The organism is Caulobacter sp. GW821-FHT10A06 (genome assembly GCF_059415805.1).
This window is the reverse complement of sequence record NZ_JBWKNY010000001.1, coordinates 86124-101363: the sequence shown is the minus strand read 5'-3', so window position 1 is coordinate 101363 and position 15240 is coordinate 86124. Positions and strand designations below refer to the sequence as shown.

General features: G+C 67.7%; 11 protein-coding genes. 7 read left to right on the top strand and 4 right to left on the bottom strand.

The features are described 5' to 3' along the window. Positions 1 to 6 precede the first annotated feature (6 nt). The 6 genes from AC07NF_RS00405 to AC07NF_RS00380 all read left to right on the top strand — a co-directional run bounded on the left by AC07NF_RS00405 (position 7) and on the right by AC07NF_RS00380 (position 8845). Positions 7 to 915 carry an amidohydrolase family protein gene (locus AC07NF_RS00405; RefSeq protein WP_494632581.1) on the top strand — a complete coding sequence of 303 codons (909 nt, stop codon included), beginning with the start codon at positions 7 to 9 and terminating at the stop codon, positions 913 to 915. A 35-nt stretch (positions 916 to 950) separates the two neighbouring features. Beyond that, positions 951 to 1286, top strand: a complete 336-nt coding sequence (rhaM, locus tag AC07NF_RS00400) for an L-rhamnose mutarotase (protein ID WP_492859724.1) — start codon at positions 951 to 953, stop codon at positions 1284 to 1286. 2 nt (positions 1287 to 1288) lie between these two features. Beyond that, complete coding sequence (locus AC07NF_RS00395) at positions 1289 to 5053, top strand: beta-galactosidase (RefSeq protein ID WP_494632587.1); 3765 nt, start codon at positions 1289 to 1291, stop codon at positions 5051 to 5053. 22 nt (positions 5054 to 5075) lie between these two features. Next, on the top strand, positions 5076 to 6185 hold the full coding sequence (gene bglB, locus AC07NF_RS00390; protein ID WP_494632589.1) for a beta-galactosidase BglB: 1110 nt from the start codon (positions 5076 to 5078) through the stop codon (positions 6183 to 6185). 84 nt (positions 6186 to 6269) lie between these two features. Further along, positions 6270 to 7841 carry an MFS transporter gene (locus AC07NF_RS00385; protein WP_494632592.1) on the top strand — a complete coding sequence of 524 codons (1572 nt, stop codon included), beginning with the start codon at positions 6270 to 6272 and terminating at the stop codon, positions 7839 to 7841. Continuing rightward, on the top strand, positions 7838 to 8845 hold the full coding sequence (locus AC07NF_RS00380) for a glycoside hydrolase family 43 protein (protein WP_494632597.1): 1008 nt from the start codon (positions 7838 to 7840) through the stop codon (positions 8843 to 8845). Before AC07NF_RS00385 ends, AC07NF_RS00380 begins: the two co-directional genes overlap by 4 nt. On the opposite strand, the gene AC07NF_RS00375 is transcribed toward AC07NF_RS00380, so the two are convergent. Genes AC07NF_RS00375 through AC07NF_RS00360 form a run of 4 tightly spaced genes read right to left on the bottom strand, consistent with a single transcriptional unit; the run spans position 8842 to position 12233 of the window. After that, positions 8842 to 9447, bottom strand: a complete 606-nt coding sequence (locus AC07NF_RS00375) for a response regulator transcription factor (protein ID WP_494632603.1) — start codon at positions 9445 to 9447, stop codon at positions 8842 to 8844. The genes AC07NF_RS00380 and AC07NF_RS00375 overlap by 4 nt on opposite strands. Then, positions 9444 to 10577: a sensor histidine kinase gene (locus AC07NF_RS00370; protein WP_494632607.1), complete on the bottom strand. Its 1134-nt coding sequence runs from the start codon at positions 10575 to 10577 to the stop codon at positions 9444 to 9446. The genes AC07NF_RS00375 and AC07NF_RS00370 overlap by 4 nt, the downstream gene beginning before the upstream one ends. 2 nt (positions 10578 to 10579) lie before the next feature. Further along, entirely contained in the window at positions 10580 to 11317 is a 738-nt protein-coding gene (locus AC07NF_RS00365) for an ABC transporter permease (RefSeq protein WP_494632611.1), read from the bottom strand. A gap of 1 nt (position 11318) precedes the next feature. Next, positions 11319 to 12233, bottom strand: coding sequence for an ABC transporter ATP-binding protein (locus AC07NF_RS00360; protein ID WP_494632617.1), 915 nt, complete (start codon positions 12231 to 12233; stop codon positions 11319 to 11321). Positions 12234 to 12446: 213 nt separating this feature from the next. On the opposite strand from AC07NF_RS00360, the gene AC07NF_RS00355 reads away from it, so the two are divergent. Next, positions 12447 to 15236, top strand: a complete 2790-nt coding sequence (locus AC07NF_RS00355; RefSeq protein ID WP_494632622.1) for a PAS domain S-box protein — start codon at positions 12447 to 12449, stop codon at positions 15234 to 15236. Positions 15237 to 15240 lie beyond the last annotated feature (4 nt).

The window sequence follows — 15240 nt, the reverse complement described above, 5'->3', positions numbered from 1 at the left end:
GGAGCCATGGCGTACACGGGCCCCATCGTCGATCCCCACATGCATCTGTGGGACCTCGATCGGCACTATTACGCCTGGCTCCAGGACACGCCGCTGCCGAACAACCCGGCCGGCGACATGTCCGGGATCGCCTACAAGTCCTACCTCCTGGATGACTATCTGGCCGATGCGAAGGGCTGGAACGTCGTCCAGGTCGTGCACGTCGAATGCGGCCTACCGCCCAAGGACCAGCTGTCCGAAACTGACTGGCTCCAGAGCATCGCCGACCAGCGCGGCGTGATCGGCGGCATCGTCGCCGGGGCCAACCTGGATGATCCGGACGTCGAGGCGATGCTGGCGGCCCATGCCGCGCGTAAGGCCGTCCGGGGCATCCGCCAGATCGTCAACTGGCACGAGGACCCGACCAAGACCTACAGCCCGAGCGACAAACTCCAGGACCCGCAATGGCGCAAGGGCTTCGCCCTGCTGGCCAAGTACGACCTGTCGTTCGACCTGCAGCTCTACGCCTCACAGATGGCGACAGCGGCCGCGCTGGCCGACGCCCATCCGGACATCCCGCTGATCGTCAACCACGCCGGCATGCCGACCGACCGCGACGAGGCTGGGCTTGCCGCCTGGCGCGAGGGTCTCGCGACGCTGGCCAAGCGTCCGAACGTCTCGTGCAAGATCTCGGGCCTGGCCATGGTCGACCGGTCATGGACCACTGCCAGCCTCAAGCCTTTCGTCCTGCAGGTCATCGAGACCTTCGGGATCGAGCGCTGCATGTTCGCCAGCAACTTCCCGGTCGAGCGGGCGCACGGCAGCTTCGGCGGCTTCTACGCCGCCTATGACGCGATCACGGCGGGCTTCAGTGATGACGAGCGCGAGGCGCTGTTCGCCGGGACAGCCAGGCGGATCTACCGCCTGACCAACTAACCAAAAACAACAAGAACGACATCAGGAGGAAGACGATGAGCACGACGACGGAAAGCCGCCCCCTCGCCTTCCGCATGCAGCTGAAGCCAGGCGTGGCCGCCGAGTACGAGCGCCGCCACGATGAGCTCTGGCCCGACTTGGCCGAAGCCCTGCGCGACGCGGGCATCCACGACTATTCGATCTTCCTGGACGAAGAGACCATGAGCCTCTTCGCCGTGCTGCGCCTGCGGCCGGACAACAAGAAGGACGCCCTGCCGCTGCAGCCGGTGATGAAGCGCTGGTGGGACTTCATGGCGGACCTGATGGAGGTCCATCCCGACAACAAGCCCGTCGAGTGGCCGCTGAAGCCCGTCTTCTACTTCGAGGGCTGAGTATGCGCGCCCTCCCCGCTCTTGGCCTCGTGACGGCGCTGCTGGCGACCTCGTCGCTGGCTGAGCCCGTCCGCTACACGATGACGGCGTTCACCAACGCCAGCCAGTCGAACATGAGCGTGTACGACTCGGCCGACGGGACGCGCTTCACGCTGAAGAAGCCGCTGGCCTACACCCCGCCCAAGGGGCTCATCCGCGATCCCAGCGTGATGAAGCATACGGACGGCTGGTACTACGTCGCCTACACCACCGGCTGGACCGGCGACACGATCGGCCTGGCCCGCAGCCGGGACCTGACCGACTGGACCTTCCTGCGCGACGTGAAGATCGACGTCGCCGGCGCGACCAACAGCTGGGCGCCGGAGTGGTTCGTCGACCAGGACGGGTCGATCAGCCTGATCCTGTCGGTCTCGACCACCGGCATCGCCGGCCAGTTCCAGCCCTACCGCATCACCGCGTCCGACGCCTCGCTGGCCAGCTGGAGCGCGCCCAAGGTGCTGTCGGGCCTGGGTCCGAACTTCATCGACACGTTCGTGGTGCGCCAAGACGGTCAGTACCAGGCCTTCGCCAAGAACGAGACGACCAAGTTCATCGAGCTCTACACCGCTCCGTCGCTGGACGGGCCGTGGGCGCCGAAGGGCACGGGCGACTGGGCCGGCTGGGGTCGCTACCTGGAAGGCCCGGCCATGAGCCGCACGCCCGACGGCGCCTGGCGGATCTATTTCGACGAGTACATGGCCAAGCGCTATTGGTACTCCGACAGCAAGGACGGCTTCAGGACCTGGAGCCAAAAGGCTGAACTGCCTGAGCTTTCCGGCACGGTGCGCCACTTCACGGTGCTGAAGGAAGGCGGTGACCAAGCCGCCGTCGCCAAGCCTGCCGAAGCCCACAAGATCACCTGGGACAAGTACTCCCTGAAGGTCGACGGCCAGCGCATCTTCTCGTGGGGCGGCGAGTTCCACCCCTTCCGCGTGCCCAGCCCGGATCTCTGGCGCGACATCCTCCAGAAGATGAAGGCTAGCGGCTACAACACCGTCGCGATCTATTTCGACTGGGGCTACCACTCGCCCAAGCAGGGGGTCTACGACTTCAGCGGCGTGCGCGACATGGACCGCGTGCTGACCATGGCCAAGGAAGAAGGCCTGTACGTCATCACTCGCGCCGGGCCCTACGTGAACGCTGAGCTGACCCGAGGCGGCTTCCCCGGCTGGATGGTCAATCAAGCGGCCCGCGCCCGCACCGACGCGCCGGAATATATCCAGGCCTCGGACGAGTGGCTGACCCGCATCAACGCCGTCATCGCTCGCCACCAACTGACCACCGGCCAGGGCACGGTGATCGCCCACCAGATCGAGAACGAGCTGGACGTCGTCGGCGCCCCGCAGCAGCGCTACATGCAGTGGCTGTACGACAAGGCCAAGGCCGACGGGATCACCGTCCCGATCTTCCACAACGACAAGGGCCGCAACGGCTACTGGGTGCCCAAGGGCTCGAACGTGCCGGGCACGGTGGAAGGCCCCAACGATCTCTACGCCTTCGACGGCTATCCAGGCGGAAACTGCCGGGTCGACAGCAAGCCGGCCAGTCCGGGCGTCGCGCCCGACTGGGGGATCTATGGCGCGAACGGCGCGAAGGGCGGCGCTCTCGCCAGCCCGAATACCCCCGGCTTCCTGGCCGAGTTCGGCGGCGGCTGGTTCGACTACTGGGGCAGCAACGGCGACTACGACTGCACCGCCATCCACCGCGGCGTCGGCTATCAGCGTGTGTTCTACGGGACCAACATCGCCAACGGCCTGACGCTGCAAAGCTTCTACATGACCTATGGCGGAACCAGCTGGGGCTGGCTGCCGGCCCCGGTGGTGTTCACCTCGTACGATTACGGCTCGGCCATCGACGAGACCCGGGGCCTGCGCGACAAGATCCGCGTGATGAAGCAGATGGGCGAGTTCATCGCCGCCGTCCCGGACCTGACCCGCATGGACAAGGGCGAGGCCGTCGTCCCGTCGAACGACAAGGTCCGCGTCTATCACAATGTGAATCCCGAGACGGGCGGGCACCTGTATGTGGTGGTTCACAATCCCAGCAGCGCCACGGGCGACGAGGCCTTCACCTTCAAGCTGAAGACCCGCGACGGCGAATACGTGGTCCCCTCGCGGATCAAGGGCCAGGACAGCAAGATGCTGATGGCCAGCTACGACCTGGGCGGCCAGCGGCTGGTCTATTCGACCTCCGAGATCCAGACGCACTTGAAGCAGGACGGCGGCGACATCGCCCTGCTTTACGGCCGCGCCGGCGAGCAGGGCGAAACCGTGCTGCGCTATGCGTCCGCGCCCAAGGTCGAAGTGCTGGAAGGTGAGGTCACATCGGCTTTCGGCGCCGCCAAGGGCGACCTGAAGCTGACCTACGCCCACAAGGGCTTGACCCGCGTGCGGATCACCGGCGGCGGTCGTCCGCCCCTGATCCTGCTGCTGGCCGACGCCGAGACCGGCCAGACCTTCTGGCGGCGCGACGAGGTGCTGGTGCGCGGTCCGGGCCTGGTCCGCAGCGCGCCGATCAAAGGCGGCGTCCTCTCGCTCACCGGCGACACCGAGACCGACAGCCCCCTGGAAGTCTTCGCACCCAAGACCGTGACGTCCATCCGCTGGAACGGAGCCAAGGTCGCAGCCAAGACCACCGCCTCGGGCAGCCTGCTGGCCGACAAGGCCTTGGCGGGTCCGGGCGCGATCACCCTGCCCGACTTGGCCCAACTGACCTGGAAGACCGCCCCCGGCTCGCCGGAGGCCGATCCAAAGTTCGACGACGCCGCCTGGATGAAGACCGAAGGCCGCCGCAGCGGCTCGACCGTGCGTGGCCCGACGGGTCAGCCGGCCTTGGACATGAGCACCTACGGCTTCCACCAGGGCGATGTCTGGTATCGCGGCCGCTACCAGGGCCAGGCCGATATCGACACCCTGACCCTGCACTACGGCGCCGGCGGCGCGGGGATGCTGCAGGTCTGGCTGGACGGCCGCTTCCTCGGCGAGCACGAGCTGGACGGCGGCCTGCCCCGCCCGATCACCACGGGCGTGGCGACCTTCAAGCTGCCCGCGGACCTGCGCGAAACCGGCGAGCACGTGCTGTCGGTCATGGTCCGCAACAACGGCCACAACTGGGACCTCGACGCCGACGACTTCCACAAGGAAGCCCGCGGCCTGGTCTCGGCCTCACTGTCGGGCCCCGGAACCTACAGCTTCGCTGTCCCGATCGCCTGGAAGATCCAGGGCAACAAAGGCGGCGAAGACATCCAGGATCCGGTGCGCGGCAATCCCAACAACGGCGGCCAGTACGGTGAGCGTGAAGGTTGGCACCTGCCGGGCTTCCCGGATGCGAACTGGGCCAAGGCCGACATGGGCGATACGAAGCCCTACGCCGGCACAACCTGGTACCGCACCAGCTTCGACCTTGCCCTGCCCAAGGACCAGGACACCACCCTGGGGCTGTCCATCGGCGATCCGGACAAGCCGCGCTCGCCGAACAAGCGCTACCGCGTGCTGATCTTCGTCAATGGCTGGAACATGGGCCAGTTTATCGCCCATGTCGGCCCGCAGCGGACCTTCGTCCTGCCCAACGGCATCGTCGATCCGCGTGGCAAGAACACCATTGCGCTCGCAGTGACCAGCGACGGCGCCCCCGGCGACGCGCTGGAAGCCGTCAAGCTCGTGAACCTGCGGACCGTGCGCGGCGGCCTCCCCGTCGCCCGCGTGCCCGCCCCCGACTTCAAACCCTGATACCGAACTCCTGGAGACTACCGTGCCCAATCTCGCCCATGGCCTGGACGCCAAGGACATCAAGGCCAAGATCGCCTCGCTGATCAGCAACCTTGTCGACATCACCGACGAGACCGGCGAGTTCCTGCTGCGCTTGGACGACGGCCGGGTGATCGACACCAAGGGCTGGAACGACTGGGAATGGACCCACGGCGTCGGCCTCTACGGCCTGTGGAAGCAGTACGAGATGCACGGCGACGAGCGCGCCTTCGACATCATGACCCAGTGGTTCGCCGACCGCTTCGAGGCCGGCACCCCGACCAAGAACATCAACACCGTCTCGCCGTTCCTGACCCTGGCCTACCTCTACGAGGCCACCGGCGACCACACCTACATCCCCTATCTGGAGACCTGGGCCGACTACGTCATGTACGAGGGCCCGCGCACCGAGGAAGGCGGCTTCCAGCATATCGTCTTCAACAGCGAGAACCCGCAGCAGCTGTGGGACGACACGCTGATGATGAGCGTGCTGCCGCTGGCCAAGATCGGCCTGCTGCTGGACCGGCCCGACTTCGTCGAGGAGGCCAAGCGCCAGTTCATGGTCCACATCAAGTACCTGGCCGACCGCAAGACCGGCCTGTGGTTCCACGGCTGGACCTTCGAGGGCCGCCACAACTTCGCCGACGCCCTGTGGGCGCGCGGAAACTGCTGGGTGACCATCGCCATCCCCGAGTTCATCGAGCTCTTGGACCTCAAGCCCGGCGATGGCCTGCGCGCCTTCCTGATCGACGCCCTGGAGGCTCAGATCAAGGCCCTGACCGAGTATCAGGACCAGGCCACCGGCCTCTGGCACACGATCATCAACGACAAGACTTCGTACCTGGAAGCCTCGGCCACGGCCGGCTTCGCCTACGGCGTCCTGAAGGCCGTCCGTAAGCGCTATATCGGCAAGGAATACGAAGCCGTCGCCGTCCGCGCCATCAAGGGCGTGCTGGCCAATATCGACGACAAGGGCGAGCTGCAGCAGGTCTCGTTCGGCACCCCGGTGTTCGACACGATCCAGGGCTACAAGGACATCCCGCTGACCTCGATGCCTTACGGCCAGTCGCTGGCCATGCTGGCCCTGGGCGAGTTCCAGCGCGCCTTCATCTAACTCACTCCACATCATCCGGTCCGGCCACAAGGTCGGACCGGTAAGGGGCGCCAAGACCCCACCTCAAAGGGACTAGAGACGACCATGGCCACGCCGGACATCCGCAAACCCACCTGGGTGAACTATTGGGGCTGGGGCTCCGGCGACATGCTGGGGGCCGGCGCTCAGGCCGTGATCACCGGCTGGCTGGCCTACTTCTTCATCACCTTCTGCGGGCTGTCGCCGGTCGAGACGGGCCTGATCCTGGGCCTGCCGCGCCTGCTGGAAGCCATCACCTGCCCGCTGATCGGCTACATCTCCGACAACCTGCGCCACACCTGGGTGGGGCGTAAGATCGGACGGCGGAAGATCTTCCTGATCATCACCATCCCGCTGCTGCCGGCCTTCGCCCTGATCTTCGTCACGGGCCAGACCTTCACCTACTACCTGGTGGCCTTCGTCTTCTTCGAGTTCCTGTACACGATGTTCCTGATCCCGTGGGAAACCCTCGCGGCGGAAATGACCAAGGATTACAAGGAAAAGGCCAAGTTCGCGGGCGCCCGCATGCTGATCGCCCAGAGCTCGGCGATCCTGGCCTCGTACCTGCCGACCCTGATCATCAGCCACTTCGGCGGCAAGGACTCGCCCAACACCTTCCTGATCATGGCGGGCATCTTCGGCGTGCTGTTCAGCATCGTGGTGACGATCGTCGTGCTGCTGTCGTGGGAGCGCCCCTACGCCGAGGCCGAAAAGCTGATCCAGCCCGAGCCCATGGACTGGTCCAAGGCGGCGCTGATCCCGGTCAACATGTTCCGCGACCTGTTCTCGACCCTGCGCATCAAGGCCTTCCGCCAGCACCTGTCGCTGTATCTGGGCGGCTACATCAGCCAGGACATCTTCAACACCGCCTTCCCGCTGTTCGTGGCCACGGTGATGCTGGGCTCGACCCTGCTGATCTCGCAGCTGATGACGACCATGTATGTGGCGCAGCTGATCTCGGTGATGATCGCCATCCGCGTCATCATCCGCACGGGCCCGACCGCCGCCTACCGCATGGCCATCAGCTTCGTGGGCGCGGCCCTGCTGCTGTTCCTGGCCTTCTACCTGATCAAGCCGGCGGGCTTCGCCGAGGGCGTGGCGGGCCTGGGCGGCAACATCTTCAGCGCCAAGGCCGGCCCGGCTGTGCTGTTCTGGCTGTTCGTGCCGATCATCCTGGCGGGCCTGGGCCGCGGCACGCTGAACTTCGTGCCGTGGGGCGTCTACAACTACCTGCCCGACGTCGACGAAGCGGTCACCGGCCAGCGTCGCGAGGGCATCTTCGCCGGGGTCATGACCTTCGTGCGCAAGATTGCTCAGTCCGGCGCGATCCTGGTGACCACCACCCTGATCGGCATGGGCGGCTTCGTCTCGGCCGCCAAGGGCCAGCCGATGCCCGTGCAGACGCCGCTCGCCATCCAGGCCCTGGTGCTGGTCATGGTCGGCGGTCCGTTGGTGGTGATGGTCGCCGGCATGCTGATCTCGTGGCGCTTCCACCTCAACGCCCGCACCCATGCGGTGCTGGTCCACGAGGTCGAACGCCTGCGCGCCGGCGCGACCGAGGCCGAGAGCGAGGAGTCCAAGAAGATCGTCGAGGACCTGACCGGCTGGAAGTGGGAGCGTCTCTGGGGCCGCGCGTGAGGGCTCTCGCGCTCGCGCTGCTGATCGCTCTGGCGGTCTCTCCCGTCCGGGCGCAGATGCGCCTGCCGGAGATGCCGCTGCACGATCCCTGGATCGTCGCGGACACGAAGGCGGGCCTCTACCGGCTCTACACCTCGAACGTCCCGGCGGTCAGCGGCACGCCCGGCCTCGGGACGATGATGTATGTCAGCCGCGACCTGAAGGCTTGGGACAAACCGCAAGCGGTGTTCGTCGCGCCCAAGGACGCTTGGTTCAAGGGCGGCGCCTGGGCGCCGGAGGTCCATGCCTGGAACGGCCGCTGGGCGCTGCTGACCACCTTCCATGACGAGACCGCTAAGCTGCCGCCGACGGGCGCCCGCACGCCCTATCGGCGCGGCACGGTTCTGGCTGTCGCTGATCGTCCTGAGGGCCCTTTCTCCCTGGTCCGCCAAGGCGAGCCGGTCGCGCCGAAGGACCTCATGACCCTGGATGTCACGCTGTACCAGGAAGGCAGCCAGACCTGGTTCGTCTACGCCCATGAATGGCTGCAGGCGACCGACGGGACCATGGAGGCCCTGCCCGTCTCCGCCGACCTCGTCCCTATCGGCCCACCGATCACCCTGTTCAAAGCCAGTGACGCGCCGTGGGCCAAGGGACAGACCCAGCCCGAGGGCGACAAGGCCTATGTCACCGACGGCCCGGAGCTGTTCCGCACCCGCTCCGGAACCCTGCTGATGCTGTGGTCCAGCTATGACGCCAAGGGCTACGTCCAGTCCCAGGCGCGCTCGAAGAGCGGAACCCTGGCCGGACCCTGGGAGCAACTGGAGCCTCTGGTCCGCTACGACAGCGGCCACGGCATGCTGTTCCGCCGCTTCGACGGCCAGCTGATGATGATCGTCCACCGGCCGTTCAAGCGGGCGCGGGGCAAGCTCTACGAGATGCGCGACGCCGGCGACCATCTGGAGATCGTCCGCCAGCGCATCGACCTGGACGGCGATCCCAAAGAACTGATCGGCGGTCCCTAGAGCCAGCCGTTGGAGCGGGCGATGCGGCCGGCCTCGACGCGGTTGGCCGCGCCCAGCTTCTGGGCCGCTTCGGACAGGTAGTTGCGGACGGTGCCGGGCGAGAGGTCCAGCACCTCGGCGATGTCCTTGTTCGAACGCCCCTCCTCGGCCAGGCGCAGGATCTCGCGCTCGCGGTCGGTCAACGGGTCCGGCGCGGCGTCCCAGATCGATTCCGACAGCTCCGGCGCGATGGCCCGGCCACCCGAGGCAATGGTGCGCACGGCGGCGGCCAGCACACTGCTGGGGCCGTCCTTCAGGAGGTAGCCTTTCACCCCCGCCTCCATGGCCCGGCGCAAATAGCCCGGCCGGCCGAAGGTGGTGACGATCAGGACCCGTGTGCTGGCCCCGTCGGCCTTGAGCCTTGAGGCGACATCAATGCCGGTCAGGTTCGGCATCTCGATGTCGGAGATCAGCACGTCGGGCTTCTCGGACCGCACCAGCTCCAGCGCCTCAACGCCGTCGGCTGCGCGGCCGACCACCTGGATGTCGCCCTCCAGCTCGAGCAGCGCGCTGAGGGCGCCCAGCACCATCTTCTGGTCTTCGGCGATGACGACGCGGATCACTGGGAAGCCTCCACAGGTGCGGTGGCCACAAGGCGCGTGCCGCTCTTGTCCGATACGATGTCCAGGTCGCCGCCGATCGCCGATAGCCGCGTGCGCATGCCCTTCAGGCCCGAGCCCTCGGCCAGGCCCCCGCCCTTGCCGTCATCGACGATGCTGAGCGTCAGGGCCACGGGACTCGGCGCCACGCGGATCTTGCACAGCGTCGCGCCCGAGTGGCGGATGACATTGGTGATGGCCTCGCGCAGGGCCATGGCCAGCACCGCCTCCTGGCCGGGATAGCCGTCGATCTCGGCGGCCGAGACCTCGGCCTGGATGTTGGCGGCGGCCAGGGCGACCTTGGCGCGCTCCAGCTCGGTGGTCAGCGAGGCGCCCTTCATGCCGACCACGGCGGTGCGGACTTCCGCGAGCGCCTCGCGGGCCGCGGCGGCGACCGACTGCATCTCGCGCTCGGCGGCCTCGGCGTCGCGGCTGACCAGCTTGGCGGCCAACTCAGCCTTCACCGCCACCAGCGTCAGGGTGTGGCCCAGCAGGTCGTGCAGGTCGCGGGAGATCCGCTCGCGCTCGGCCGTGGTGGCAAGCGCCCGGACCTCTTCGTGAGCCAAAGCCAGCTCCTCGTTCTTGCGCTCGATGTCGGCCTGCATCAGACCGGCGAAACCGGTGATGCCGCCGAACAATACGCCCGAGGCCCAGACCGGCCAGTTGTAGTTCATGAAGAACGGACCCAGCGCCAGCAGCACCAGCTCCATGCCGATCATGGTCCGCACCGCCATCCGCCGCGAGCCCATCCGCGAGGCGAACGACATGGCGTAGATGGTGTAGACACTCCAACCGGTGTTGAAGCCCGACAGCGACAGGCCGATGGCGTAGAGCGCCAGCACCTGCCACAGCGCCGGCCGGCCCTTGCGCAGCCAGATCGCGTAGAACAGCGCCAGGAAGGCCAGGACGCCCGCGATCGAGGCCGAGATCTCGAGGACGCCGGGTTTCCGGAAAATCCACGAGATGAAGTAGAACGGCACGTAGGACAGGAAGACCAGGCTCCAGCGGCGCCGGTTGTGGCTATCCGCCAGGGGGGCGGCGCTGGTGCGAGTCGAGGTCTCCATCTGGGCGATGTCGCGCGCGGGCCTCTCCACGGTCAAGCCGCCTGCCGCCGCCAGGCCGCCCAGGCGCCGACCAGGGCCGCGATGCTGATCGCGACCAGGATCGAGACGTGCTGCTGGACGTCGGCCATCGGCTGCATGCCCGACAACATCTGCGACAGCTGGCCCAGGTGATAGGACGGCATGACCTTGGCGATGCGGGTGAACCAGTCGGGCATCATGTTCAGCGGCATCCACAGGCCGCCAAACAGCGAGAAACCCAGGAACAGCAGGTTAGCGATGGCGGTCGCGCCTTGCGAGCCGAAACGCAGGCCGACGTTCAGGCCGATCAGGGCGAACGGGATGGCCGAGGCCAGGCCCAGACCCAGGGTCGCGCCCCAGCGCCACGGCTCCATCTTCACCCCGCCGAACCAGGCCAGCACGCCCAACAGGCCGACGGAGGCCGCGACCAGGGCCAAGGCGGCGGCCAGACGGCCGATCAGATAGCCTCCGGCCGGCAGCGGCGCGATCTGCTTCAGTTCGATCAGCTTGGCCTCGCGCTCGGCGGCGACGGCGGCGCCGAAGCCGAACATGGCCGGGGCGATGGCGGCGAAGATCACATAGTTGGCCAGCATGAAGTGAGCGACTTCCTCGCGCCCCTTGCTCAGGCCCAGGCCCATGACCCCGTAAAACAGCAGCGGCAGGGCCACGCTGGGGATCAGGAACTGCGGGGTGCGCCAGGTGGCCAGGACCTGGGCGCGGGCTTCACGGAAATAGACGGACAGCGTGTGCATCTCAGGCGGCCTCGGTTTGGCGTTGGGTTCCGACCAGGCGGGTGACGGCGTCCTCCAGCGAGGCGCCGGCGACGGTCAGGTCATCGACGGTTTCGTCGCGGGCCAGCAGCTCGCGCAGGGTGGCGGGAGCCGACGTGGTCAGCAGGGTGACGCGGCCGCCATCGCGGCTGACGCCGGTGACACGGGCCAGGCCCGAGAGCTCGGCGTCCGACAGGCGCGAGCGGCAGCGAATGGCCACGCCGGAGACCCGCGACTTGATGGCTTCCGGCGTACCGTCGGCGATGATCTGGCCATGATCGATGACCACGATGCGGTCGGCCAGGGCCTCGGCCTCGTCCAGGTGATGGGTGGTCAGCAACACCGCGCAGCCCCGGGCGATCTCGGCCCTGACGGCGGTCCACAGCGCACGGCGGGCGTCGATGTCCATGCCGGTGGTCGGCTCGTCCAGGACGAGGAAGTCCGGCTTTCCGGCGATGGCCAGGGCGAACTGCACGCGGCGCTGCTGGCCGCCCGATAGCGCGCCGCAGCGGCGGCGCTCCAGGCCCTCAAGGCCAGCCAGGCGGATGATCTCGTCCAGCGGCCGGGGCTTGCGATAGTAGCCCCGGAACAGGTCGATCTGCTCGCGGACGCTCAAGGTGCGCGGCAAGCCGGCCTCCTGCAGCATGACGCCCATGCGGCCACGGGCCGCCACGTCGCGCGGATCGCCGCCGAACAGGAACGCCTCGCCGGTGTCCGGGCGCAAGCGGCCGGTCAGCAAGGCGACGCTGGTGCTCTTGCCCGCGCCGTTGGGACCCAAAAGGGCCACGCACTGGCCGGGGCGGATGATCAGGTCCAGGCCGTTCAGGGCCAGGGTCGCGCCCCGCCGCTTGATCGCCTTGGAGATCGCCGCGATGGGCGGCGGAAGATTGGGTGACATGGTCAGCTCCCTCGAAGTGAAGCCAACATGCCGTCTCCTCGCCCAGCGCATCAGTGCCGGCCGTCACCGGGCCGACATGACAAACGTCACCTCTTTGCAAATCGCCGTTCGCCGACCTGCGCCAATCCGCCGCGCCCGCCTTTAACGACGATGACGGCGCCCGCCTCGTACGCTCCAGCAACTGTTAGTAGGATCGAGGCGCGTCTTAACCCCATGGACCTTCGCGAAGCCCAGCGCTTGGCCGCTTTGAAGGCCTACAAGGTCCTGGACACCCCAGCGGACGCGGCCATCGATCGCCTGACCGACCTGGCGGGCAACCTGTTCGACACGCCCATTTCGCTGGTCTCGCTGGTCGACGAGGAACGCCAGTGGTTCAAGGCCAAGGTCGGTCTGGACGCCCATTCGACCCCGCGCAGCGACGCCTTCTGCGCCCACGCCATCGCCATGGGCCCCGAGGCGGTCATGGTGGTCGAGGACGCCACCCAGGATCCCCGCTTCGCCAACAATCCGCTGGTCACCGGCGCGCCCGACATCCGCTTCTATGCCGGCGCGACGCTGACGACGAAGGACGGCCACAACCTCGGCACCCTCTGCGTCATCGACGACAAGCCTCGCGCCCGCCCTGCGGAAACCGAGCTGGAACGCCTGAAGCTGCTGGCCCGCATCGTCGTCGACGAGTTCGAGCTGGCCAAGGCCCATCGCGAGACCGCCGAAAAGCAGCGCCTGCTGGAGCTGGCCGAGAACGTGGCCGCCATCGGCCACTGGCGCATCGAGATCGCCACCAATCATCTGTCCTGGTCGGACCAGACTTTCCAGATCTTCGGCCTTAGCCCCGACACCTACACGCCGACCGTGGAAAGCTCCCTGACCCACTACTCGCCAGCGCATCGCTCTGTGCTGGAACAGGGCATCGAGCGGGCGATCGCCCAGAAGGGCGGCTTTGACCTGCGGGTCCAGCTGATCCGGGCCAGCGGCGAGGTCCGTGACGTCATGGCGCGCGGCCTGTGCGAACTGGACGACCACGGCGAGGTCTCGGCCCTGTTCGGCTTGCTGCAAGATGTCACCGACTATTCCAACGCCATGCGCGCGGTTGAGGCGACCGGCGAGCGCTATCGCCTGCTGACCGAGAACGCCAACGACCTGGTCACGCGCATGGGGCTGGACGGCCGGTTCAGCTATGTCTCGCCCGCCGTTCGCGCCATCTCGGGCTATGCGCCGGAAGAAGCTGTCGGCCGCCTGGCCATGGAGTTCATCCACCCCGAGGACCGCGCCCGCGTGGCCGAGATCTTCGACAGCGCCCTCTATGGTCCGCCGGGCTGGAGCATCGAGTACCGTATCGTGCGCAAGGACGGCTCGGTGCGTTGGGTCGAGGCGCGGCCCAGGCTGACCCGCGATCCGATGACCGGCGAGCCCAACGCGGTGACGGACGTGATCCGCGACATCACCGACCGCAAGGCGATCGACGACGCCCTGGCCGACAGCGAGGCCCGCTATCGCCTGATGGCCGACAACGCCAGCGACATGATCTCGCGCCTGGACGCCAAGGGCGTGATCACCTTCATGTCGCCGGCCTGCAAGCCGATGCTGGGCTTCAAGCCCGAGGAGCTGATGGGCCGGCGGGTCATCGACCTGACCCATCCCGACGATGTCCCCGGCGTCCTGGCCTACTATGCCGCCCTGATCGCCACCGGTCCTGGCGCGGTGGCCGAGCCGCTGCAGTTTCGCGGTCGCAAGCGCGACGGCCAATGGCTGTGGCTGGAAGGCCAGCCGACCCTGTTCTTCAACGACGCCGGCGTGATGACCGGCATCCAGGACGTGATCCGCGACATCAGCACGCGCAAGGCGATGGAAGAGGCCCTGGAGGCCGCCCGCGCCGAGGCCGAGGCCGCGGCCAATGTGAAGGCCGAGTTCCTGTCGAACATGAGCCACGAGCTGCGCACGCCGCTGACGGCCGTGCTGGGCTTCTCGCGCCTGATCGCCGAACAGCCCGAGCTGACCCCGGCCACTCAGCGTTATGTCGAGCGCGTGTCCAGCGCCGGCAAGGCCCTGCTGTCGACGGTCAACGACATCCTGGACTTCTCCAAGCTGGAAGCCGGCCAGGTCGAGATCGTCCGCGCGCCCTGCGCGCCGGCCGGCCTGGTCGCCGAGACCTTGGACCTGTTCACCCTGCAAGCCGGCGAGAAGGGCGTGGCGCTGCGCAGCCAGGGCCTGACCGCCCTGCCCGCCAGCATGGACCTGGCCGCCGACCGCGTGCGCCAGATCCTGCTGAACCTCGTGGGCAACGCCGTGAAGTTCACCGACCAGGGCGAGGTCGCCGTCGAGGCTTCGTACGCCGATGGCCGCCTGCGCCTGGCCGTGCGCGACACTGGCGCCGGCATTCCCGCTGATCGCCTGAATGCTCTCTTCGTCCGCTTCTCGCAGGTCGACGGCTCCTCCACGCGCCGCCACGGCGGCACAGGCCTGGGCCTGGCCATCTGCAAAGGCCTGGTCGAGGCCATGGGCGGCGAGATCGGCGTCGAGAGCACGATCGGCGAAGGCTCATGCTTCTGGTTCGACCTGCCTGCCGCCGTGATCGGCGCGCCCGTGGCGCCGACCGCTTCGGAACGCACAACGGACTGCGCCCCCGGGTGCCGCGTGCTGGTGGTCGACGACAATCCGGTCAATCGCGACCTGGTGTCGGTGGTTTTGCGCGGCCTGTCGGTCGACCTGACCGAAGCCGGCAACGGGGCCGAGGCCCTGGCTATCGCCCAGACCCGCGCCTTCGATCTGATCCTGATGGACCAGCGCATGCCGGTCATGGATGGCGAGACGGCCGCCCGCCGCATCCGCGACGGCGACGGCCCCAACCGTGCGACGCCGATGATCGCCTTCTCGGCCGACGGCACGGCGCGGATCGACGAGCGGCTGTTCGACGGCCTGCTGGGCAAGCCCCTGGACCCGGCCGCCCTGCTGCGCGGCGTCGCCTCGGTGATGATCGGTCGCGGCATCTCGGCGGCCGCCTAGAACG